General features: G+C 53.3%; 19 protein-coding genes and 1 other annotated feature. Of the genes, 10 read left to right on the top strand and 9 right to left on the bottom strand.

Going from position 1 to position 21,942, the window contains the following annotated elements:
• Nucleotides 1-261: 261 nt before the first annotated feature.
• The 6 genes from ACFX4O_RS08070 to ACFX4O_RS08045 form a co-directional block, all read right to left on the bottom strand.
• Nucleotides 262-1,503: a chloride channel protein gene (locus tag ACFX4O_RS08070; protein WP_380207996.1), complete on the bottom strand. Its 1,242-nt coding sequence runs from the start codon at nucleotides 1,501-1,503 to the stop codon at nucleotides 262-264.
• 133 nt (nucleotides 1,504-1,636) lie between these two features.
• Entirely contained in the window at nucleotides 1,637-2,446 is an 810-nt protein-coding gene (gene trpA, locus ACFX4O_RS08065; protein ID WP_380207995.1) for a tryptophan synthase subunit alpha, read from the bottom strand.
• Nucleotides 2,446-3,639 carry a tryptophan synthase subunit beta gene (gene trpB / locus ACFX4O_RS08060; RefSeq protein WP_380207994.1) on the bottom strand — a complete coding sequence of 398 codons (1,194 nt, stop codon included), beginning with the start codon at nucleotides 3,637-3,639 and terminating at the stop codon, nucleotides 2,446-2,448. The genes trpA and trpB overlap by 1 nt, the downstream gene beginning before the upstream one ends.
• Nucleotides 3,640-3,651: 12 nt before the next feature.
• Nucleotides 3,652-5,010: a bifunctional indole-3-glycerol-phosphate synthase TrpC/phosphoribosylanthranilate isomerase TrpF gene (gene trpCF, locus ACFX4O_RS08055; protein WP_131409410.1), complete on the bottom strand. Its 1,359-nt coding sequence runs from the start codon at nucleotides 5,008-5,010 to the stop codon at nucleotides 3,652-3,654.
• A 3-nt stretch (nucleotides 5,011-5,013) separates the two neighbouring features.
• The gene (gene trpD, locus ACFX4O_RS08050) at nucleotides 5,014-6,609 is read right to left on the bottom strand and encodes a bifunctional anthranilate synthase glutamate amidotransferase component TrpG/anthranilate phosphoribosyltransferase TrpD (protein ID WP_380207993.1); all 1,596 of its coding nucleotides are present in this window, start codon (nucleotides 6,607-6,609) and stop codon (nucleotides 5,014-5,016) included.
• Nucleotides 6,609-8,171: an anthranilate synthase component 1 gene (locus ACFX4O_RS08045; RefSeq protein WP_380207992.1), complete on the bottom strand. Its 1,563-nt coding sequence runs from the start codon at nucleotides 8,169-8,171 to the stop codon at nucleotides 6,609-6,611. The genes trpD and ACFX4O_RS08045 overlap by 1 nt, the downstream gene beginning before the upstream one ends.
• Nucleotides 8,172-8,197: 26 nt before the next feature.
• Nucleotides 8,198-8,292, bottom strand: a sequence feature (Trp leader region).
• Nucleotides 8,293-8,452: 160 nt separating this feature from the next.
• Between ACFX4O_RS08045 and rnm the strand changes: the two genes are divergently transcribed.
• From rnm to rluB, 3 genes are all read left to right on the top strand, one after another.
• The gene (gene rnm / locus ACFX4O_RS08040; RefSeq protein WP_380207991.1) at nucleotides 8,453-9,334 is read left to right on the top strand and encodes an RNase AM; all 882 of its coding nucleotides are present in this window, start codon (nucleotides 8,453-8,455) and stop codon (nucleotides 9,332-9,334) included.
• Entirely contained in the window at nucleotides 9,331-9,951 is a 621-nt protein-coding gene (locus tag ACFX4O_RS08035) for an L-threonylcarbamoyladenylate synthase (RefSeq protein ID WP_380207990.1), read from the top strand. The genes rnm and ACFX4O_RS08035 overlap by 4 nt, the downstream gene beginning before the upstream one ends.
• Before the next feature lie 99 nt (nucleotides 9,952-10,050).
• Entirely contained in the window at nucleotides 10,051-10,944 is an 894-nt protein-coding gene (gene rluB, locus ACFX4O_RS08030; RefSeq protein ID WP_380207989.1) for a 23S rRNA pseudouridine(2605) synthase RluB, read from the top strand.
• A gap of 216 nt (nucleotides 10,945-11,160) precedes the next feature.
• On the opposite strand, the gene cobO is transcribed toward rluB, so the two are convergent.
• Nucleotides 11,161-11,751 (bottom strand): cob(I)yrinic acid a,c-diamide adenosyltransferase, encoded by a 591-nt coding sequence (gene cobO, locus ACFX4O_RS08025; RefSeq protein ID WP_380207988.1) that lies wholly within the window; start codon nucleotides 11,749-11,751, stop codon nucleotides 11,161-11,163.
• Complete coding sequence (locus tag ACFX4O_RS08020; RefSeq protein ID WP_380207987.1) at nucleotides 11,748-12,503, bottom strand: YciK family oxidoreductase; 756 nt, start codon at nucleotides 12,501-12,503, stop codon at nucleotides 11,748-11,750. Before ACFX4O_RS08020 ends, cobO begins: the two co-directional genes overlap by 4 nt.
• A 214-nt stretch (nucleotides 12,504-12,717) precedes the next feature.
• Here ACFX4O_RS08020 and sohB point away from each other — a divergent pair, with 214 nt between their 5' ends.
• A complete protein-coding gene (sohB, locus tag ACFX4O_RS08015) occupies nucleotides 12,718-13,764 on the top strand; it encodes a protease SohB (RefSeq protein WP_131413340.1) in 1,047 nt (348 codons plus the stop codon).
• A 31-nt stretch (nucleotides 13,765-13,795) separates the two neighbouring features.
• Here sohB and ACFX4O_RS08010 read toward each other — a convergent pair whose 3' ends face one another.
• The gene (locus ACFX4O_RS08010) at nucleotides 13,796-14,047 is read right to left on the bottom strand and encodes a YciN family protein (protein ID WP_131413342.1); all 252 of its coding nucleotides are present in this window, start codon (nucleotides 14,045-14,047) and stop codon (nucleotides 13,796-13,798) included.
• A 396-nt stretch (nucleotides 14,048-14,443) separates the two neighbouring features.
• On the opposite strand from ACFX4O_RS08010, the gene topA reads away from it, so the two are divergent.
• The 6 genes from topA to acnA all read left to right on the top strand — a co-directional run bounded on the left by topA (nucleotide 14,444) and on the right by acnA (nucleotide 21,933).
• On the top strand, nucleotides 14,444-17,041 hold the full coding sequence (gene topA, locus ACFX4O_RS08005) for a type I DNA topoisomerase (RefSeq protein ID WP_131413344.1): 2,598 nt from the start codon (nucleotides 14,444-14,446) through the stop codon (nucleotides 17,039-17,041).
• A gap of 181 nt (nucleotides 17,042-17,222) precedes the next feature.
• On the top strand, nucleotides 17,223-18,197 hold the full coding sequence (gene cysB / locus ACFX4O_RS08000; protein ID WP_131413346.1) for an HTH-type transcriptional regulator CysB: 975 nt from the start codon (nucleotides 17,223-17,225) through the stop codon (nucleotides 18,195-18,197).
• Between the two features lie 317 nt (nucleotides 18,198-18,514).
• A complete protein-coding gene (locus tag ACFX4O_RS07995; protein WP_082071763.1) occupies nucleotides 18,515-18,676 on the top strand; it encodes a YmiA family putative membrane protein in 162 nt (53 codons plus the stop codon).
• Between the two features lies 1 nt (nucleotide 18,677).
• Nucleotides 18,678-18,848 carry a hypothetical protein gene (locus tag ACFX4O_RS07990; RefSeq protein WP_016495872.1) on the top strand — a complete coding sequence of 57 codons (171 nt, stop codon included), beginning with the start codon at nucleotides 18,678-18,680 and terminating at the stop codon, nucleotides 18,846-18,848.
• Between the two features lie 138 nt (nucleotides 18,849-18,986).
• On the top strand, nucleotides 18,987-19,085 hold the full coding sequence (ymiC, locus tag ACFX4O_RS07985) for a small membrane protein YmiC (protein ID WP_235855277.1): 99 nt from the start codon (nucleotides 18,987-18,989) through the stop codon (nucleotides 19,083-19,085).
• A gap of 172 nt (nucleotides 19,086-19,257) precedes the next feature.
• The gene (gene acnA / locus ACFX4O_RS07980) at nucleotides 19,258-21,933 is read left to right on the top strand and encodes an aconitate hydratase AcnA (RefSeq protein ID WP_380207986.1); all 2,676 of its coding nucleotides are present in this window, start codon (nucleotides 19,258-19,260) and stop codon (nucleotides 21,931-21,933) included.
• Nucleotides 21,934-21,942 lie beyond the last annotated feature (9 nt).

The raw sequence follows: 21,942 nt of genomic DNA, 5'->3' as shown, positions 1-21,942 counted from the left end.
TTCCTTGTATTAGCAGCGTGGTTTCTTTCAGGTGCAAGCAGCATCCCAATATTGTCGCCCAGACACATCCAATGCAGAGTGCGGTGAACTCTCACCTCGCTGGCTCGTCGATCGCGACGAGGTGCAGATAAAGAATTGGAAAGCAGGAAGTGAGAGGGTGCGGTACTCACAGCATATAAAATATTAGCCGCCACTTCCCGCCCATTCATGAGGAGCCTGCGAATTCTTATCCAGTGCGATAAACCCACTCCCCGAAACGCGTTACTTGCAATAGCGGCAGGTCATATACGCGCCGGCAACGCAGAGGGCCAACGGCACAAAAAAACTGAAATCCATGCCGGTGAATTCCATCAACAGCACAATGGCGGTGAGCGGCATTTGCATCGACGAGGCGAGAAAAGCCGCGCCACCGGTCAGCGCAAATTCCGCCATGCTGCCGCCGGGAAAAAACTGACCCACCAGCAGGAACATCAGCGCTCCCAGCAGGGCACCGATCGCCAGCCCCGGCGTAAGTAAACCACCTTCGGCACCGCTGCGTAGCACCATCCAGATACTCAGCACTTTTAATCCAATCAACATGGCCGCCAGCGGCAGTGTTACACCTCCGCCGAAACTGAGTTGCACCGGGCCGCGTCCGTTGCCTGGTAATTGTGGAAACCAGATAGCGAGCAAGCCGAGACAGGCAAAAGCCATAAAACAGAGGACCGGCATTTGCCAGTTGGTTTTCACCTGTGCCCGCGCGCTTTTTGTCATCCGCCGGAACAGGCTAGCAGCATAGCCGAACAGCGGGCCGGACAGGACGGCCCAGATAATCAAAGAAGGGGGCGCTGTGGGGGCGGTAAACAAATACTGACGCTCGTTGCCCAGCACCAGCGATGCCATGAACGCGGCGAGGGTGGAGGTGACGATGGCGGCAATGACCGCATCCCAACTGATCGTGACCAGCAGTACCTCAAGGGTAAAAATTGCGCCCGCCAGCGGAACGTTATACACCGCCGCCAGCCCGGCACCTGCACCGCAGGCGATCACCAGCCTCGTCTCTTGCGCATTTAATCCGATACGCCTCGCCATCCCACCACCAAACAAAGCTCCGACTTCACGCGGCGCACTTTCTCGACCGAGCGGCGAGCCCATCGCCACGGTGATAACTTGTAGCAACGCATGGATTAAGGTGGTGAATGCGGGCATCGGGCGTTGAACATCTTTTAGCGCAGCGCCAACACTGACGCGTTTTTTTGCATAGCGTGCCAGGAGCCACCAGCCCCAGCCCGCCACCACACCCGCAGCAGCAAGAGAAACAAAACGGCGCAGGGCGCTGGCATCTGTTACGCCCTGTAGAAACGGTGCGCCGCCAATCAGCGATTGCTGGCTATAACCAAAAGCGAGGTGCTGGATGGCATGCAGAAGAAGGGCAATCAACATGCCAGCCGCACCGGAAAGCAACCCGGTCAGCAGCAGGGCCAACCAGCGACGTTGCCAGCAAGAATCAGGGATCTCACGCATGGTGTTTATATCGGTGTCATAATTTTTAGGATTATTATCCCACAGAAAATATGAACGTTTTAACAATACGTTAGGAAAAAAAGGGGGATGAGCAGGAAAGTACACCGCCTGAATCAACAGGCGGTGTCAGAGGTTAACGCGGCAAAGTAGCGCCTTTTAGACTTTGCACAAAGGCTTTCAGCTCAGCCAACATGGCCGTTGGGTTGGCGAGGTTTTTCTCAATGATTTTCACAATCGCTGAACCGGAGATCGCCCCGGCGGCACCCGCTTCTACGGCAGCACTCACCTGATCAGGTGCGGAAATACCGAAGCCCTGCAGCGCAGGTGCAGCGTGATACTCGGTAAGTTTTTCTACCAGATGGTGAAGCGGCAGCGCCGCACGGTTTTCCGCGCCGGTTACCCCTGCGCGTGAAAGCAGGTAGGTGTAACCCCGGCCATAAGAGGCAATCTGGCGCAGTAGATCGTCGTCCGCGTTTGGCGGGCAGATAAAGATGGGCGCAATATTATGACGCAAGGCTGCCTGGCGGAATGGTGTGGATTCTTCAATCGGCACATCCGCGACCAGCACGGAGTCAACGCCGACTTTTGCACACTGGGCATAGAATTCGTCGATGCCACGGCTGAAAACCAGGTTGGCATACATCAGCAGGCCGATTGGAATGGTCGGGTGCTTCTGGCGAATGGCTGCCAGCATTTCGAAGCATTGTGACGGTGTCACGCCAGCGGCAAAGGCGCGCAACGTGGCGTTCTGGATAGTCGGGCCGTCAGCCAATGGATCGGAAAACGGTATCCCTAACTCAAGTGCATCTGCGCCTGCTTCAATCAGCGTATCAATGATTTTTAATGATTGTTCCGGCGAAGGATCGCCCAGCGTGACGAAGGGAACGAATGCACCTTCTTTGCGCGCACTCAGTTGCTTAAACAAGTTGTCATAGCGTTCCATCAGATTTCCCCTCGCGCTTTCAGGATGTCATGTACGGTAAAAATGTCTTTGTCGCCGCGCCCGGAAAGGTTAACCACCAGCAACTGCTCTTTGTCCGGGTTCTCGCGCATCATTTTTAACGCATGGGCGAGGGCGTGCGAGGACTCCAGCGCAGGAATGATGCCTTCATTGCGGCACAGGATTTTGAACGCGTCCAGCGCTTCGTCATCCGTGATAGAAACATAGTCGGCACGACCAGTACTGTTCAGATACGCATGCTGCGGCCCGACAGACGGGAAATCCAGACCCGCAGAGATCGAATAAGACTCCTCAATTTGACCTTCATCTGTCTGCATCATCGGCGACTTCATACCAAAATAGATACCAACGCGGCCATGTTTCAGCGGCGCGCCGTGCTCGCCAGTTTCGATACCGTGACCCGCCGGTTCTACACCAATCAGGCCAACGGACGTTTCGTCGATAAAATCGGCAAACATACCGATAGCGTTAGAACCGCCGCCAACGCAGGCGATAACCGCATCTGGCAGACGCCCCTCTCTTTCGAGGATCTGCGCTTTCGTCTCTTCGCCAATCATGCGCTGGAACTCACGCACAATGGTCGGGAAAGGGTGCGGGCCCGCCGCAGTTCCCAGCATATAGTGCGCGGTTTCGTAGCTACCAGACCAGTCGCGCAGCGCCTCGTTACAGGCATCTTTCAGCGTGGCGGAGCCGCTATGTACCGGGATCACTTCCGCACCCATTAAGCGCATACGGAACACGTTTGGCGACTGGCGCTCAACATCCTTTGCACCCATATAGATGCGGCATTTCAGGCCCAGCAGTGCGCTCGCCAGAGCCGAGGCCACGCCATGCTGACCCGCTCCCGTTTCGGCGATAATTTCGGTTTTGCCCATGCGTTTCGCCAGCAACGCCTGGCCCAGAACCTGGTTAGTTTTGTGCGCGCCTCCGTGCAGCAAATCTTCACGCTTGAGGTAAAGCGTGGTGCGCGTGCCAGCAGTAATGTTCTGGCATTTGGTCAATGCAGTCGGACGTCCGGCATAGTTTTTCAGCAGATCATTAAATTGTTGCTGAAATTCAGCGTCGCTCTGCGCGCTGACAAAGGCTTCTTCTAACTGACGCAGTGCCGGCATCAGGATCTGCGGAACGAACATTCCGCCAAACTCGCCAAAATAGGGATTCAGTAGTGTTGTCATTGTCTTCTTTCCTTAATAAGCGCGCAGTGTGCGGAAAACCGAGGCCAGTTTACTGGCATCTTTGATGCCCGGTTCCGACTCCACGCCTGAATTAAAATCGAGTCCGGCACAGCCGGTTTTGGCCGCCTGCACGCAATTATCTGCGCTCAGGCCACCAGCCAGAATCACGTTATCCAGCGATTCGCCTGCCAGTAGCGACCAGTCGAAACTTTTGCCGCTGCCGCCCTGGCCGTTATCAAACACATATTTATCGACTTGCTGGAAGCGACGTTCGGGCAGGCTATCGCCAACGCTGAGTGCTTTCCAGATTTGCGTCTTCGCCGGAAGACGCTCGCGCAACGTATCGATATAGGCCTGGTCTTCATCGCCGTGCAACTGGACGGCAAACAGTTTCAGCGCGTTAACTTTTGCCACCACCTCGTCGGGCTCTGCATTACGGAATACACCGACGTATTGTAGCGGTGCGGCCTGCATGATTGTGTGTGCTTGCGATTCAGTCACGGCGCGCGGGGAACTGGCAACGAAGATCAAACCGCCGTAAATGGCTCCGGCCTGATGTGCCGCCTGCGCATCCTCCGGGCGGGTCAGCCCGCACACTTTGTTTTCACCCAGCAAGACGCGTTTCACCGCCGCGTCAAGATCGTCATGTGACATCAGTGCGGAGCCAATCAGGAAACCATTGGCAAAATGGCTCAGTTCACGCACCTGCGCATAGGTGTTGATGCCCGATTCGCTGATAACCGTTACACCAGTGCCAAGGCGCGGTGCCAGCTCACGGGTGCGGTTTAGGTTTATAGAAAGGTCGCGCAGGTCGCGATTGTTGATGCCAACCACTTTTGCTTCCAGCGCGATAGCACGCTGCAGTTCTTCTTCATTACTGACTTCCGTCAGCACACCCATATTCAGACTGTGCGCGACGGCGGCAAGCTGGCGGTACTGTTCGTCATCGAGGACGGAGAGCATCAGCAGGCAGGCATCAGCCTGGTAGTGACGAGCAAGGTAGATCTGATAAGCATCGATAATAAAGTCTTTGCACAGGATTGGCTGCGGCGCGATGGCGCTGACAATCGGCAGAAAATCAAAACTGCCCTGGAAATATTTCTCATCCGTCAGCACAGAAATTGCCGACGCATGATGTTTGTAAATCTCCGCAATACGCGCCGGGTCAAAATCATCGCGAATCACACCTTTTGACGGTGAGGCTTTTTTGCACTCCAGGATAAACGCTGTACGCGTGCCTTGCAGGGCATCGTAGAAGCGACGCGTGCTGGGCACGACATCGTTCTGAAAGCCGGCCAGCGGTTGTTGCTCCTTGCGCGCCGCAACCCATATGGCCTTATCGGCGACAATTTTCGCTAAAACGGTTTGCATTTTTTATCCTCTTGCCGCAAGTGCGGTGACTTTGTCGTAGGCTGCTCCGCTGTGCAGCACATCGAGTACTTTCTGCGCGTTGGTCTGCAAATCTTCTTCGCCGTGCAGACGCATCAGCATGGCGACGTTGGCGGCGACGGCTGCTTCATGCGCGGCCTCACCTTTACCCTGGAGTAAGCGTGTCAGAATGTCACGGTTTTCTTCCGGTGTACCGCCAGCCAGTGCCTCCTGATGGTACGGCGTCAGGCCAAAATCGGCAGCGGTGAGCTGGTAACTTTTGATTTCACCATCGTGCAGTTCGGCAACCAGTGTCGGTGCATGCAGTGACACTTCGTCCATGCCGCCGCTGTGCACAACCGCCGCACGCTGGTAACCGAGTACGCGCAGGGTTTCGGCAATCGGCAGCACCAGTTCAGGGCTGTAAACGCCAATCAACGCCAGCGGCGGATGCGCCGGGTTAATCAAAGGACCGAGCACGTTGAACAGGGTGCGGGTTTTCAACTGCTGGCGTACCGGCATCGCATGGCGAAAACCGGTGTGATACTTCGGCGCAAACAGGAAACAGACGCCCAGTTCATCCAGCGCGGTACGCGATTTATCTGCGTTCATATCCAGATTGATACCAAACGCCGCCAGCAAATCCGATGAGCCGGAACGGCTGGAAACACTGCGATTGCCGTGTTTGGCGACTTTTAGTCCGCAAGCAGCAGCGACAAATGCACTGGCGGTGGAAATATTGATGCTGTTGCTGCCGTCGCCGCCGGTGCCGACAATATCGGCAAAGGCATAATCCGGGCGCGGGAACGGCGCGGCATTCTCCAGCAGTGCAGTGGCAGCTCCGGCAATCTCGTTGGGATGCTCACCACGAATTTTCATACTGACCAGCGCGGCCGCAAGTTGTTCTGGCTTCAGCTCGCCGCGCACCACCGCAGAGAAAAGCTGGTGGCTCTCCTGCTGGCTGAGGGTTTGCGCCTGATACAGTTTTTCCAGAATCGGTTGCAGGGTATTAGCCTGTTCCAGTTTTTGCAGCGCCCACGCCAGCGTTTGCTCCAGCAGACGAGCGCCTTGCGTGGTCAAAATCGACTCCGGGTGGAACTGGAAACCACAAACGCGATCCGCGTCGTGACGTACCGCCATCACCATGCCGTTAAAATGGGCATTGATGGTTAATCCTGCCGGGATGTTGCTGCCCACCAGCGAGTGGTAACGTGCAACGGGAAGCGGATTGCTTAAACCCGCGAACATCGCCTGGCCATCATGTTCGATGCTTGACGCTTTGCCGTGCAGGATTTCACCCGCCTGGCCGACGTAGCCGCCATAGGCTTCAACAATCGCCTGGTGGCCGAGGCAGATGCCGATAATCGGGAGCTTGCCGCGCAGCCGCGTAAGCAGTTCCGGCATGCAGCCCGCTTCAGACGGTGCGCCAGGGCCTGGTGAGAGCATCAGCACCGGGTTTTGCATTGTCTGAAGGCGGTCGATCAAGGTCTGCGCCGGAACATGGTTACGGTAAATCACCACGTTATGCCCGCTCGCACGCAGCTGATCTGCCAGGTTGTAAGTAAAGGAATCGATGTTATCAAGCAGCAGAATGTCAGCCATCAGAAAGTCTCCTGAGCGTGGTGTGCGGTGGCGATAGCGCGCAGAACCGCGCGAGCTTTATTACGGGTTTCATCGGCTTCAGATTGCGGAACGGAATCCAGCACCACACCAGCGCCTGCCTGTACAGTTGCCACACCATCCTCCACCCAGGCGGAACGAATCACGATGCACGTATCCAGATCGCCATGCGCAGTAAAGTAACCGACTGCGCCGCCGTAGCTGCCGCGTCGTGTGCCTTCCGCTTTGGCAATTAACTGCATGGCGCGCACTTTCGGTGCGCCGCTCAGTGTGCCCATGTTCATGCAAGCACGGTAGGCATGCAGAACATCCAGATCCTTGCGCAACTCACCAACTACGCGGGAAACGAGGTGCATGACGTAGGAATAACGATCGACTTTCGTCAGATCGGCAACATAGCGGCTACCGGGTGTGCAAATACGTGCTAAATCGTTACGTGCCAAATCGACCAGCATGAGATGTTCTGAGAGCTCTTTATGATCGGTACGCATGTCCAGTTCGATACGGCTGTCGAGGTCGCGATCCAGCGAACCATCCGGGCGACGTCCACGCGGACGTGTTCCGGCGATAGGGTAGATCTCAATCTGGCGGTTGCTTGCGTCATATTTGAGCGAGCTTTCTGGTGAGGCACCAAACAGGGTGAAATCGTTATCCTGCATAAAGAACATGTACGGGCTGGGGTTGCTCTTTTTTAGCACCTCATAAGCCACCAGCGGTGAAGGACAAGGCAGGGTGAAGCGGCGGGACGGCACCACCTGGAAAATCTCGCCCGCGCGAATCGCTTTTTGCATTTCACGCACGACCGCACCGTACTCTTCATCACTCTGGTTGCAGTCACAGCGCATATGTTCAACTTTCTCGACCGGCAACGGCTCAGCAGGGCGATCCAGGTGCTGGCGCAGGGTTTCGATGCGCTGGAGCAGACGGTCTTTTTCCTGCGCTAAAGGGGTAAACAAGCTTGCCTGGATGCGCGTTTGTTGTTTCTGGTGGTCGATCACCAGTAAGGTTTCGGCGAGATAAAAGCAGTAGTCCGGACAACGGCGATCGTGCGTAAGCTGCGGTAAATCTTCAAAACCAGCCACCAGGTCATAAGCGAACAAGCCGCCGAAAAACATAGCTTCACGTTCATCGGAAGGAACATTCACCAGATTTTGTAACAAACGGAAGGCATCAAAGACGGAGAGTGAACAGAGGCGGGCATCTTCGTCCAGCAGGTTGCTCACGGCCGGGAAGCGCAATTCACGACCCTCCGGCAGGACGGTATTTTCCACCCCGGCAGGCAGCGCGTTATCCAGCAGCGTCAGGAGAGCTGCACCATTTTTGGTTAATGCTGTAATGGTGACGGTGTCACCAAGCGCGGTGATACGCAATGCGCTATCCACCAGCAGCAGACTTTTTAAATCACTTTTGCTGTCAATATCTGCTGATTCCAGCAGCAGAGTTGCCGGACGGTCGCCGCATAATTGATGGAACAACGCCGTCGGGTTACTGCGGTAGCTGGCGTTGCTGGTCAGAAGTTCGAGTGCTGGTTTTTGCGTTTGCATAGTCGCTCTCATTATTTATTTTGTTCAAAAAAAAGCCCGCTGGGTGAGCGGGCCTGGTATCGGTATGCTGAATGCGCACGTGATCTCACAGCCCTTATCAGGGAGTGCGCCACCAGCGAGTAACAGAGAAATGTGCATTCATTTTTGCGATACCTTGTTGTGTGAACTTGCGTACTAGTTAACTGGTTCAGGAAAAGAAAGTCAACCTCGAATTCAGAAAATATTGTCAGGACTGTATGATAGGCGACAAACCGACGTCCTGATGAATTAGCGGAGCCGCTTTGAGCGACACGAATTACGCCATTATTTACGATCTTCACAGCCATACCCTGGCTTCTGACGGTCTGCTCTCCCCCGAACAACTGGTGCATCGCGCGGTAGAGATGCGCGTCGGTACGCTGGCGATAACCGACCACGATACTACCGATGCCATTCCTGCTGCCCGTGCGGAAATTGTGCGGGCAGGACTTGATTTGCAGCTTATCAGCGGTGTGGAGATTTCCACCGTCTGGGAAAACCACGAAATACATATTGTTGGTCTGAATATTGATATTGACCACCCGGCGCTGCGCACTTTTTTGCAGGCGCAATCTGAACGTCGGGTTCAGCGGGCGAAGTTAATTGCTGAACGTTTAGAAAAAGCGCACATTCCCGGTGCGTGGGAAGGCGCCCAACGGCTGGCACAGGGGGCGAACGTAACGCGCGGACACTTTGCTCGTTTCCTGGTGGAACAGGGCAAAGCGAGCAATATTGCCGATGTTTTTAAAAAGTATCTTGCCCGGGGGAAAACGGGATACGTTCCTCCCCAGTGGTGTACAATAGAACAAGCTATTGATGTGATTCATCATTCTGGTGGAACGGCGGTAATGGCCCATCCTGGTCGCTATAACCTTTCTGCTAAATGGCTGAAAAGACTGCTGGCGTATTTTGCACAGTGCGGCGGTGAGGCGATGGAAGTCGCCCAATGTCAGCAGGCTCCCAACGAGCGAACGCAGCTCGCGGCGTATGCCTGTCAGTTCGGTTTACTGGCATCGCAAGGTTCTGATTTCCATCAGCCTTGCCCATGGATTGAACTGGGGCGCAAACTCTGGCTTCCGGCCGGTGTTGATGGCGTATGGCTGAAATGGGAGCAGCCGCAACAGAACAGAGAGAGGGAAGTATGAGTCAATTTTTCTATATTCATCCGGAAAACCCCCAGCCGCGGTTGATTAACCAGGCGGTAGAAATTGTGCGTAAAGGCGGAGTCATCGTGTATCCCACCGATTCCGGTTATGCGTTGGGCTGCAAAATCGAAGACAAAGGGGCGATGGAGCGTATTTGCCGTATTCGTCATTTGCCGGATGGTCACAACTTCACGTTGATGTGCCGCGACCTATCTGAACTGTCGACCTATGCATTTGTCGATAATGTGGCCTTTCGTCTGATTAAAAATAATACGCCCGGCAACTACACGTTTATCCTGAAAGGTACAAAAGAGGTGCCGCGTCGTTTATTGCAGGAAAAACGCAAAACGATTGGTCTGCGCGTACCGTCAAACCCGATTGCACTGGCGCTGCTGGAAACGCTCAACGAACCGATGCTTTCCACCTCGTTAATGCTGCCGGGCAGTGATTTTACCGAATCCGATCCTGATGAAATCAAAGATCGGCTGGAGAAACTGGTGGACTTAATTATTCACGGTGGCTACCTCGGCCAACAACCGACGACGGTAGTAGATTTAACTGAATCCACACCAGAGGTTATTCGCGAAGGGGTTGGCGACGTTAAGCCTTTCTTATAGTGGCGCAAGCCGCTATACTACGCGGCCATTTCAGCAGCGGCTTCGCCGACCTGATGACCCTATTCGACGCCTGTGAAGGCGACACCTGAAGGAAGCTCTATGAGCGAGAAACTACAGAAAGTGCTGGCGCGAGCTGGTCACGGTTCCCGCCGTGAAATCGAATCTATTATTGAGGCTGGCCGCGTAAGCGTGGACGGCAAAATCGCCACATTGGGCGATCGCGTAGACGTGACCCCTGGCCTGAAAATCCGTATCGACGGTCACCTCATATCGGTGAAAGAGTCCGTGGAGCAAATTTGCCGCGTGCTGGCGTACTACAAACCGGAAGGTGAACTCTGCACGCGTAACGATCCGGAAGGGCGCCCAACAGTGTTTGATCGTCTACCGAAACTGCGCGGCGCGCGCTGGATTGCAGTGGGTCGCCTCGACGTTAATACCTGCGGCCTCTTGCTGTTTACCACCGATGGTGAACTGGCGAACCGCCTGATGCATCCGAGCCGTGAAGTTGAGCGTGAATACGCCGTACGTGTCTTTGGCGAAGTCGATGACGCGAAATTACGCGATCTGTCGCGCGGTGTGCAGTTGGAAGATGGTCCGGCGGCGTTTAAAACCATTAAGTTCAGCGGTGGCGAAGGCATTAACCAGTGGTACAACGTAACCCTGACCGAAGGACGTAACCGTGAGGTACGTCGCCTGTGGGAAGCGGTTGGCGTGCAAGTCAGCCGCCTGATCCGCGTGCGTTACGGTGATATTCCGCTGCCTAAAGGTTTGCCGCGTGGCGGCTGGACGGAACTGGATCTGGCACAAACCAACTACCTGCGTGAGCTGGTGGGGCTGGACGCGGAAACGCAGTCTAAAGTGGCCGTGGAGAAAGATCGCCGTCGCATGAAAGCGAACCAGATCCGCCGTGCGGTAAAACGCCACAGCCAACCGGCTGGCAAGTCCGGTGGTGGTGGTCGTCGTCCTGGCAGTTCGCGTACTAAAAACGACTGATCTTGATAAAGAATAAGAGAAAAGGGGCGAACGCCCCTTTTTTGTTGCTAACCGAAAAAGCATCCCCTTTGGCTATGTCTACCACCAGGTTTTGGCTCAGCCTTTACATTTTGCGTTAAATCTCACCGCGCTGAAAGAGGCTGTTTGTTAAGGTTTCCGGCTCGGTCTTCACTGGCAAAATAGTTTCGTTTTCGATGACGACGGACTGATGTTGCGTCAGTAATCAATACCCTGTTGCGCTTTTACACCCGCTTCAAAAGCATGTTTCACTGGTCGCAATTCGCTGACTGTATCTGCCAGATCAAGAATATCGCGGTGGCAGCCGCGTCCGGTGATAATCACCGTCTGGCTTGCCGGGCGTTTGCGTAACGCGTCCAGTACCCTTTCTAGCGGCAGGTAATCATAGGCCACCATATAGGTCAGTTCATCCAGCAGCACCATATCCAGAGCGGGATCGTCCAGCATCCGTTCGGCATGTTCCCAGACTGCGAGACACGCAGCGGTGTCACTTTCACGGTTTTGCGTATCCCAGGTGAAACCGGTTGCCATTACCTGAAATTCCACGCCCAGCGGTTCCAGCAGGTTGCGTTCGCCGTTCGGCCATGTCCCTTTGATAAACTGAATGGCACCCACTTTTTTACCATGGCCGACTGCGCGGGTTGCTGTTCCGAACGCCGCAGTGGTTTTCCCTTTACCGTTCCCGGTAAAGACAATAATGATCCCGCGTTCATCCTGTGCAGCGGCGACGCGCGCATCGACACGCTCTTTTACGCGCTGCTGGCGTTGCTGATATCGTTCTTCACTCATTGTGATATTCCTGGTTTGCGACCCGGTTGGGCATCAAAACTCATACCGGTTTTACGGCGGCTGTCATCGCCCATCAGCCACAGGTAAAGCGGCATAATATCGGCGGGGGTTTTCAGGTTTTGTGGATCTTCCGTCGGGAAGGCGCTGGCACGCATTTTGGTGCGCGTACCGCCGGGGTTAATACAGTTGACCCGCACACGGTTTTGGTACTCTTCGGCCAGTACCTGCATCATCCCTTCGGTGGCAAATTTTGACACGGCATAAGCGCCCCAGTTAGCACGTCCCTGGCGTCCAACGCTTGAGGAGGTGAAAACAAGAGAACCGCCGTCAGATTTAAGTAATAAAGGAAGAAGCGCCTGGGTGAGATAAAAGGTGGCGTTCACGTTGACCTGCATCACCTCGTTCCAGACTGACGGAACTTGCTCGCTCATTGGCGATACATCCCCAAGTAAACCGGCATTGTGCAACACACCGTCCAGACGCGGCACGATCGTCGCAATGGTCTCAGCCAGTTGCTGGCACGTTTCCGGGGTGCAGCTTGCCATATCGAGGGTAAACCACTGCGCTCGCAGGCCTTCTTGTTCAATCTCACGCGCAACCTGTTGCAATTTCGCTTCGTTTCGACCCAACAGAATGAGGCTCGCGCCATGGCGAGCGTAAGTCAGCGCCGCTTCTCTGCCGATGCCGTCGCTGGCACCGGTCACCAGAATGATGCGATCGTTTAACAAATCGCGTTGTGGCTGATAATGCACACTCTCTCCTCAGGCCTGGGCCTGTTATCGCCTTCACATGTTGGCTTTATGCCTTAAACAGAAGGCCATTTCAATCAGCCAGCGGGAAGGTTGCGCAACCTTTACGAAAAAATTCAGCAACATGGCACATTGTACCAATGGCTTACGCGAGACGTGCCAGCATCGCTCATGTACACTGATGCGATTGTCGAGTGGTGTAATCAAGGTGGTATGCATGGAATTACTGTCTGAGTATGGCCTGTTTCTGGCCAAAATCGCGACTGTTGTCGTGGCGATTGCCGTTGTGGCCGTGCTGATTGTTAATTTGACACAGCGCAAACGCCAGCGGGGAGAATTGAAAGTCACCCGTTTGAGTGAACAATATAAAGAGATGCAAGAGGAGATGTCGGTCTCCTTGCTGGATGAGCACCAACAGAAACGTTGGCACAAGGCGCAGAAGAAAAAACTGAAGCTGGAAGCGAAAGCGGCAAAAGCGAAGGTGAAGGCCGGCGAACAGCAAGAAAAAGGCGCACCGCGGGCCTATGTGCTCGATTTTAAAGGCAGCATGGACGCGGGTGAAGTAAACGCATTGCGTGAAGAGATAACAGCGGTTCTGGCTGTGGCAACGCCGCAGGATCAAGTCGTTGTGCGTCTGGAAAGCCCGGGAGGCGTGGTGCATGGTTACGGTCTTGCCGCTTCTCAGTTACAACGTCTGCGTGACAAGCATATCCCATTGACCATCGCCGTCGACAAAGTGGCTGCCAGCGGCGGCTATATGATGGCCTGTGTGGCCGATAAAATTGTTGCGGCACCGTTTGCGATCATTGGGTCTATCGGTGTGGTGGCGCAGATCCCTAACTTTAACCGCTTCCTTAAAGGCAAAGAGATCGACATTGAGCTGCACACAGCGGGTCAGTTCAAACGAACTCTGACACTGCTCGGTGAAAACACAGAAGAAGGGCGGCAGAAATTTCGCGAGAGCCTGAACGAAACTCACGATCTGTTTAAAGGCTTTGTTCACCAGATGCGGCCTGAACTGGACATCGAAAGTGTGGCGACGGGTGAGCACTGGTATGGTTCCCAGGCGCTTGATAAAGGATTGATTGACGCCATCGGCACCAGCGACGATCTGCTGCTGGGGCTTATCGAAGACCACGAAGTCATTGGTGTGCGCTATCAGCAGCGTAAAAAACTGATGGAGCGATTTACGGGTAGTGCGATGGAGAGCATCGATCATTTATTGATGCGCTGGTGGCAGCGCGGGCAAAAACCGATGATGTAAAAAACGCGAGGCTCAGGCCTCGCGTTTTCGTTTAGTCGATCAGATGATATTTTTCAGAAAGTTCATGCGCTAAGTATTTGAACATGTTGAATACCGCTGTACTTTTCGCCGTCGGTAAGCCTTGCTCATCAAGAAAATACTCGCCGCTGAAAACCAGTACGCCGTTACGCTGGCTGACGCCGGTCGCAACGATACCGGATAGCGTGTCTTCATGCTCACTGATCAGTTTGTTAGCCAGTTCAAGCAGAGACTGGCGATCGATTGGCTGAGATGTCTCTTGCATTTTTCTACTCCTTAAAAATTTCGTCAGTTTACCGCTGGCCCGGTTCAGGGGCAAATTTTCCCTGTTTTTGCAAGGGCTTTGCCCGGTCGTTGTGCTGGCGTGATCCGCTTTTGCATGCTAATAAAGTTGCGTAACAAATTTTATCAGGTACAGTGTGACGCTTTCGTCAATCTGGCAACAGATTTGCTTGACATTCGACCGTAATATCGTTGTCCTACTCCGCCCTGGCGCGAAAAAGCCTGTAAACTCAGTCACCTGAACGCTCCGTTTTACGCGCTTTGCTAAAAAAAGGGTTGATATCCATTGACGCCGCCGCAATATTGAATGCTCGTCGCCGGTGGGAGTGAAGCGACAAGCGACGAATTTCTGGAAGAATTTAATTAGGTAAAGGTGAATATGGGTAAAGCTCTCGTTATCGTTGAGTCCCCGGCAAAAGCCAAAACGATCAATAAATATCTGGGTAATGACTATGTGGTTAAATCCAGCGTTGGTCATATCCGTGATTTGCCGACCAGTGGCTCAGCACCCAAAAAGAGCGCAGACTCAGCCTCCGCCAAAACGGCTAAGAAGCCTAAAAAGGATGAACGCGGCGCTCTTGTCAATCGTATGGGGATCGACCCATGGCACAACTGGGATGCACATTATGAAGTGCTGCCTGGTAAAGAGAAGGTCGTTTCCGAGCTGAAATCGCTGGCCGAAAAAGCAGACCACATCTATCTCGCAACCGACCTTGACCGCGAAGGGGAAGCCATTGCGTGGCACCTGCGGGAAGTGATCGGCGGCGATGAGAAACGCTACAGCCGCGTAGTGTTTAACGAAATTACCAAGAATGCGATTCGTCAGGCCTTCGAAACGCCGGGCGAACTGAATATTGACCGTGTTAATGCTCAACAGGCGCGCCGTTTTATGGACCGCGTGGTGGGTTACATGGTGTCTCCACTACTGTGGAAGAAAATTGCCCGCGGTCTCTCCGCTGGCCGCGTGCAGTCCGTAGCCGTGCGTTTGGTTGTTGAGCGCGAACGCGAAATTAAAGCGTTTGTGCCGGAAGAGTTCTGGGAAATAGACGCCTCCACAGCAACGCCTGGTGGCGATACGCTGCCGCTGCAAGTGACCCATGAAGGCGATAAAGCCTTCCGCCCGGTGAATCGCGAACAAACTATGGCGGCGGTCAGCCTGCTGGAAAAAGCCCGCTATACGGTGCTGGAGCGGGAAGATAAGCCGACCAGCAGCAAACCGGGCGCGCCGTTTATTACCTCTACGCTGCAACAGGCCGCCAGTACGCGTCTGGGTTTTGGCGTGAAGAAAACCATGATGATGGCGCAACGTCTGTATGAAGCGGGCTACATCACTTATATGCGTACCGACTCGACGAACCTGAGCCAGGACGCCATATCGATGGTGCGTAGCTACATTACGGATAATTTCGGTAAAAAGTACCTGCCGGAAAACGCTAATCAGTACGCCAGCAAAGAGAATTCTCAGGAAGCGCACGAAGCCATTCGTCCTTCTGATGTCGCGGTGTTAGCTGAATCGTTAAAAGACATGGAATCCGATGCGCAGAAGCTTTATCAGCTGATCTGGCGCCAGTTTGTCGCCTGTCAGATGACGCCTGCGCAGTATGATTCCACCACGCTGACGGTGGGCGCGGGCGATTTCCGTCTTAAAGCCCGTGGTCGCATCCTGCGTTTCGACGGCTGGACAAAAGTCATGCCCGCGCTGCGTAAAGGCGATGAAGATCGTACGTTGCCTGCGGTGAATAAGGGCGATGTTCTTTCACTGATAGAGTTAACACCGGCACAGCACTTTACCAAGCCACCTGCGCGTTTTAGCGAAGCTTCGCTGGTAAAAGAGCTGGAAAAACGCGGTATTGGCCGCCCGTCTACTTATGCGTCGATCATCTCGACCATTCAGGACAGGGGTTATGTGCGTGTTGAAAGCCGTCGTTTTTACGCGGAAAAAATGGGTGAAATCGTTACCGATCGTCTGGAAGAGAATTTCCGCGAGTTGATGAACTACGATTTTACCGCACAGATGGAAGACAGCCTCGACCGCGTGGCGAACCATGAAGCCGAATGGCGCAAGGTGCTGGACAGCTTCTTTGGCGATTTCTCTCGCCAACTGGAGCAAGCTGAACAGGACCCTGAAGCGGGTGGTATGCGTCCGAATCAGATGGTGCTGACCAGTATCGACTGCCCGACATGTGGTCGCAAAATGGGTATTCGTACCGCCAGTACCGGGGTTTTCCTTGGCTGTTCCGGCTATGCGTTACCGCCGAAAGAGCGCTGCAAAACCACCATTAACCTGGTGCCGGAAAACGAAGTGCTCAATGTGCTGGAAGGCGAAGACGCGGAAACCAACGCGCTGCGCGCCAAACGTCGTTGCCAGAAATGTGGTACGGCGATGGACAGCTACCTGATCGATCCGAAGCGTAAACTGCATGTCTGTGGTAATAACCCGACCTGTGATGGCTACGAGATCGAAGAGGGTGAATTCCGCATTAAAGGGTATGACGGCCCGATCGTTGAGTGTGAAAAATGCGGTTCTGAAATGCACCTGAAAATGGGACGTTTTGGTAAGTACATGGCTTGCACCAACGACGAGTGTAAAAACACACGTAAGATCCTGCGTAACGGCGAAGTTGCACCGCCGAAAGAGGATCCGGTGCCGTTGCCGGAGCTGCCATGTGAGAAATCGGATGCCTATTTTGTTCTGCGTGATGGCGCAGCCGGGGTGTTCCTCGCGGCGAATACCTTCCCGAAATCTCGTGAAACACGTGCACCGCTGGTAGAAGAACTGTACCGCTTCCGTGACCGTCTGCCGGAAAAACTGCGTTATCTTGCAGATGCGCCGCAGGAAGATCCGCAGGGCAATAAAACCATTGTGCGTTTTAGCCGTAAGACCAAGCAGCAATATGTTGCTTCGGAAAAAGACGGGAAAGCGACCGGGTGGTCAGCGTTTTATATCGACAATAAATGGACTGAAGCTAAAAAGTAGTTTTTTCAGCCATATACCTTCAGGGGCCGGTTTTCCGGCCCCTTTTTATTTGCGCGTTATTATTCTTTGTTCGCTGCTATACACGGAAGCTATAAATGATATAGTTGTTATAGCTAACCGCTTTTTTATTATCAAATCGTATTAAGCGATAACCCCGTTTGCGTACTTCGGATGGTTTGTTATGAAACTACAGCAGCTTCGTTATATCGTCGAGGTGGTGAATCACAACCTCAACGTCTCTTCCACGGCGGAGGGGCTCTATACCTCTCAGCCTGGTATCAGTAAACAAGTCCGCATGCTGGAAGATGAACTCGGCATACAAATCTTCGCCCGCAGCGGTAAGCACCTCACCCAGGTGACGCCCGCCGGGCAGGAAATCATCCGCATTGCGCGTGAAGTCTTATCCAAAGTTGATGCGATTAAATCGGTTGCAGGAGAGCATACATGGCCGGATAAGGGCTCGCTGTACGTTGCTACCACACATACACAAGCACGTTATGCATTGCCGAATGTGATCAAAGGGTTTATTGAACGCTATCCGCGTGTTTCATTGCACATGCATCAGGGATCGCCAACGCAGATTGCTGAAGCGGTTTCTAAAGGCAATGCGGATTTCGCCATCGCCACTGAAGCGCTGCATTTGTACGATGATCTGGTGATGTTGCCGTGTTACCACTGGAATCGCTCAATCGTGGTGACACCCGATCACCCGCTGGCATCTAAGCCGTCCGTCAGTATCGATGAATTGGCGCAATATCCGCTGGTGACTTACACCTTTGGCTTCACCGGTCGTTCGGAGCTCGACACGGCGTTTAATCGTGCAGGGTTGACGCCACGAATCGTTTTCACCGCAACAGATGCAGACGTTATCAAAACGTATGTCAGACTGGGGTTGGGAGTAGGGGTTATTGCCAGCATGGCGGTAGATCCGATCTCCGATCCGGACCTTGTTAAATTGGATGCTCATGAAATCTTCAGCCACAGCACCACAAAAATAGGTTTCCGTCGTAGCACCTTCCTGCGTAGCTATATGTATGATTTTATTCAGCGCTTCGCGCCACATTTAACGCGCGATGTGGTCGATGCAGCTGTGGCATTGCGTTCTAATGAAGATATAGAAGCGATGTTTAAAGATATTAAGTTGCCGCAGAAATAATGCCGTAGGGTATCTTATCGCTCGAAAAGATACCCATAATGTCTCCTAAAGCCAAATTAGAATTATCATCATCTTTGATACAATCATCTTTCCGGGTGATTGCCCTCACAAATTTAACGCCGACACTGTCACTATTTAGCGACAAAAATAGAAACTAAATTGCCTGTCTGCAAATTTATTACTTCAATAATTTATTTCGGGTCAAAAGATTAAATATTTCTTTGGAAATGGTGAGTAAATTCACTGGATTTTCGTCTAAAGTTCTTTTAGGATTTGTCTCATCTCATGATTAATTACACCGATTGTTGGTACCCGAAATGATAAGTGATGTCGATTGTACGAGGTTAGCAATGCCATCAGGAAGTGAAGAGCCGCAAAGGGACCCTGAGCTTAAGCGTAAAGCCTGGCTGGCGGTATTTCTTGGCTCTGCCGTGTTTTGGGCAGTCGTTGCGTTATTGATCTGGAAATTCTGGGGTTAAAATGGCTATAGCGGGTCGATTCGAACCGGTTAAGCAAGTATGTCAACTACATGACACACCAGCTAAAGCGAAAAAGAAACCTGTGACCTCTATTCCGGCTTCCTGGAAGCTGACGCCGCAGCAGCAAGCTTTTATTGACGCCTTCTCTGAAGACGACATCAAAAAACAATAAATATATCATCAGAATAAATGTGGAAAATTATCCCTGCTATTCATTGATGTGTTCTTTTGTACTCTTTAATTAATACACAGCATAAATGAATTGAGTAATGACTCAGTTTTAATGAATAGATTTTCTGGTAATAAATTTATGAGTAATGATTGCGGAATGAAATATTGGTCGTGGTTAGCCGCTTTTTCTGTTTCCATCCTTTTCTGGGGACAGGTTGTCTGGGCTACCCTTCGGTAATGAATTGAAAAACCTCGCATCTGCGAGGTTTTTTATTTCCCTTCACCTGAAAGATTTTCCCTTTTGTAGCAATTTTGGTTGTTATCAAAACGTTACGATATGTTTGTGTTATCTTTAATACAGACCCTGAAGAGCATCAGGGTAAGCAATCCCTGTTATTAAGGAGGAGCACATGTCGTCAACCCTACGCGAAGCCAGTAAGGACACGTTGCAGGCAGAGAACAAAACTTATCACTACTACAGCTTGCCGCTGGCCGCTAAACAACTTGGGGATATCTCACGGTTACCCAAGTCGCTAAAAGTTTTACTGGAAAATCTCCTGCGCTGGCAGGACGAAGAATCCGTCACTGAAGAAGATATCCGTGCCCTGGCCGGTTGGCTCGACAGTGCGCATGCCGATCGCGAAATCGCCTATCGCCCTGCAAGGGTCCTGATGCAGGATTTTACCGGCGTTCCCGCCGTCGTTGATTTAGCGGCGATGCGTGAAGCGGTGAAACGCCTTGGGGGCGATACCACCAAAGTGAACCCACTCTCCCCGGTCGATCTGGTGATTGACCACTCTGTTACCGTTGACCATTTCGGTGACGATGACGCCTTCGAAGAGAATGTTCGCCTTGAAATGGAACGTAACCACGAGCGTTATGTTTTCTTGCGCTGGGGCCAGCAGGCGTTTAGCCGTTTCAGCGTGGTACCGCCGGGGACAGGAATATGCCACCAGGTGAATCTCGAATACCTTGGCAAAGCGGTCTGGAGCGAATTGCAGGGCAAAGAGTGGGTTGCCTATCCGGACACACTTGTCGGCACCGATTCTCACACCACTATGATTAATGGCCTCGGTGTGTTGGGCTGGGGCGTGGGGGGAATTGAAGCCGAAGCGGCGATGCTGGGGCAACCGGTGTCGATGCTGATCCCGGATGTCGTCGGCTTTAAACTGAGCGGCAAATTGCGAGAAGGGATCACGGCAACCGATCTGGTGCTGACGGTCACGCAAATGCTGCGTAAACACGGCGTTGTCGGTAAATTTGTTGAGTTTTACGGCGATGGCCTTGATTCGTTGCCGCTTGCCGACCGTGCCACCATTGCCAATATGGCCCCGGAATATGGCGCCACATGCGGTTTTTTCCCAATCGATGGCGTGACGCTCGATTATATGCGCCTGAGTGGTCGTAGCGAAGAGCAAGTCGCGTTGGTGGAGGCTTATGCGAAAGCACAAGGTATGTGGCGTAACCCGGGCGATGAGCCCGTCTTTACCAGCACCCTTGAACTGAACATGCGCGACGTTGAAGCGAGCCTCGCCGGGCCAAAACGCCCACAGGATCGCGTCGCACTGAGCGATGTGCCTAAAGCCTTCGCCGCCAGCTCGGAACTTGAACTGAACACGGCGCAAAAAGATCGCAAACCGGTCGATTACGTGCTGAATGGGCAGAAATATCAATTGCCGGATGGCGCAGTGGTAATTTCTGCGATCACCTCTTGCACGAATACTTCCAACCCCAGTGTGTTGATGGCCGCTGGTCTGCTGGCTAAAAAAGCGGTCACTGCCGGGCTCAAACGCCAGCCGTGGGTGAAAGCATCGCTGGCCCCTGGCTCGAAGGTGGTTTCTGACTATCTTGCACAGGCGCGATTAACGCCTTATCTGGATGAACTGGGCTTTAACCTTGTCGGCTACGGGTGTACCACCTGTATCGGCAACTCCGGGCCGTTACCCGAACCGATTGAACAGGCGATCCGTGAAGGCGATCTCACCGTCGGTGCGGTGCTTTCGGGCAACCGCAATTTCGAAGGGCGTATTCACCCACTGGTAAAAACGAACTGGCTCGCATCACCGCCGCTGGTGGTGGCTTATGCGCTGGCGGGCAATATGAATATCAACCTCGCCACCGACCCGCTCGGTCATGACCGGAAAGGCGATCCGGTCTACTTAAAAGATATCTGGCCAACAAGCAGTGAGATCGCCCGTGCGGTTGAGCAAGTCTCCACCGAGATGTTCCGCAAGGAGTATGCCGAGGTGTTTGAAGGCACGCCGGAGTGGAAGGCGATTGAGGTTGAACGCTCCGATACTTATGGCTGGCAGAATGATTCGACTTACATTCGGTTATCGCCATTCTTTGAAGATATGCAGGCGCAGCCGAAACCAGTGGAAGATATTCATGGCGCGCGGATCCTGGCGATGCTGGGGGATTCGGTCACGACTGACCATATTTCGCCCGCAGGTAGCATCAAAGCAGACAGCCCGGCTGGCCGTTATCTGCAAAGTCATGGCGTTGAGCGCCGTGATTTTAACTCCTACGGCTCGCGACGTGGCAACCATGAAGTGATGATGCGTGGGACATTTGCCAACATCCGTATTCGCAACGAAATGGTGCCGGGTGTGGAAGGTGGCATGACACGTCATCTCCCGGGGAGTGAAGTGGTTTCTATTTATGATGCTGCTGTTCGCTACCAGCAAGCGGGTACGCCGCTGGCAGTGATTGCTGGCAAAGAGTACGGTTCTGGCTCCAGCCGCGATTGGGCGGCGAAAGGGCCACGCTTGCTGGGCGTGCGCGTGGTGATTGCGGAATCCTTCGAGCGTATTCACCGGTCTAACCTAATTGGTATGGGGATCCTGCCGCTTGAGTTTCCTCAAGGCGTGACGCGAAAAACGCTGGCATTGACGGGGGAGGAAAAGCTGGACGTTGTCGATCTGCAAAACATCACGCCGGGTGGAACGTTAGCCGTGACATTAACCCGAGCCGATGGCAAACCGGAGACGCTGGCGTGCCGCTGTCGCATTGATACGGCGACTGAGCTGACCTATTACCGCAATGATGGCATTCTGCATTACGTGATCCGTAATATGTTGAATTAAAAACAAAGG

This window comes from Kosakonia sp. YIM B13571 (genome assembly GCF_042788095.1).
GTDB classification, from domain to species: domain Bacteria; phylum Pseudomonadota; class Gammaproteobacteria; order Enterobacterales; family Enterobacteriaceae; genus Kosakonia; species Kosakonia quasisacchari.
Note: the sequence above shows the minus strand (reverse complement) of the source record. Positions and strands in the feature narration are given on the sequence as shown.

What these genes read in the sequence shown, in the direction of transcription:
- cobO (WP_380207988.1), bottom strand. Translation starts at nt 11,751, where the DNA reads ATGAGTGAAGAACGATATCAGCAACGCCAGCAGCGCGTAAAAGAGCGT.
- ACFX4O_RS07995 (WP_082071763.1), top strand. Translation starts at nt 18,515, where the DNA reads ATGATAAGTGATGTCGATTGTACGAGGTTAGCAATGCCATCAGGAAGT.
- trpD (WP_380207993.1), bottom strand. Translation starts at nt 6,609, where the DNA reads ATGGCTGACATTCTGCTGCTTGATAACATCGATTCCTTTACTTACAAC.
- rluB (WP_380207989.1), top strand. Translation starts at nt 10,051, where the DNA reads ATGAGCGAGAAACTACAGAAAGTGCTGGCGCGAGCTGGTCACGGTTCC.
- trpCF (WP_131409410.1), bottom strand. Translation starts at nt 5,010, where the DNA reads ATGCAAACCGTTTTAGCGAAAATTGTCGCCGATAAGGCCATATGGGTT.
- trpB (WP_380207994.1), bottom strand. Translation starts at nt 3,639, where the DNA reads ATGACAACACTACTGAATCCCTATTTTGGCGAGTTTGGCGGAATGTTC.
- cysB (WP_131413346.1), top strand. Translation starts at nt 17,223, where the DNA reads ATGAAACTACAGCAGCTTCGTTATATCGTCGAGGTGGTGAATCACAAC.
- ACFX4O_RS08045 (WP_380207992.1), bottom strand. Translation starts at nt 8,171, where the DNA reads ATGCAAACGCAAAAACCAGCACTCGAACTTCTGACCAGCAACGCCAGC.
- ACFX4O_RS08010 (WP_131413342.1), bottom strand. Translation starts at nt 14,047, where the DNA reads ATGCAAGAGACATCTCAGCCAATCGATCGCCAGTCTCTGCTTGAACTG.
- trpA (WP_380207995.1), bottom strand. Translation starts at nt 2,446, where the DNA reads ATGGAACGCTATGACAACTTGTTTAAGCAACTGAGTGCGCGCAAAGAA.
- ACFX4O_RS07990 (WP_016495872.1), top strand. Translation starts at nt 18,678, where the DNA reads ATGGCTATAGCGGGTCGATTCGAACCGGTTAAGCAAGTATGTCAACTA.
- ymiC (WP_235855277.1), top strand. Translation starts at nt 18,987, where the DNA reads ATGAGTAATGATTGCGGAATGAAATATTGGTCGTGGTTAGCCGCTTTT.
- ACFX4O_RS08035 (WP_380207990.1), top strand. Translation starts at nt 9,331, where the DNA reads ATGAGTCAATTTTTCTATATTCATCCGGAAAACCCCCAGCCGCGGTTG.
- sohB (WP_131413340.1), top strand. Translation starts at nt 12,718, where the DNA reads ATGGAATTACTGTCTGAGTATGGCCTGTTTCTGGCCAAAATCGCGACT.
- topA (WP_131413344.1), top strand. Translation starts at nt 14,444, where the DNA reads ATGGGTAAAGCTCTCGTTATCGTTGAGTCCCCGGCAAAAGCCAAAACG.
- acnA (WP_380207986.1), top strand. Translation starts at nt 19,258, where the DNA reads ATGTCGTCAACCCTACGCGAAGCCAGTAAGGACACGTTGCAGGCAGAG.
- ACFX4O_RS08070 (WP_380207996.1), bottom strand. Translation starts at nt 1,503, where the DNA reads ATGCGTGAGATCCCTGATTCTTGCTGGCAACGTCGCTGGTTGGCCCTG.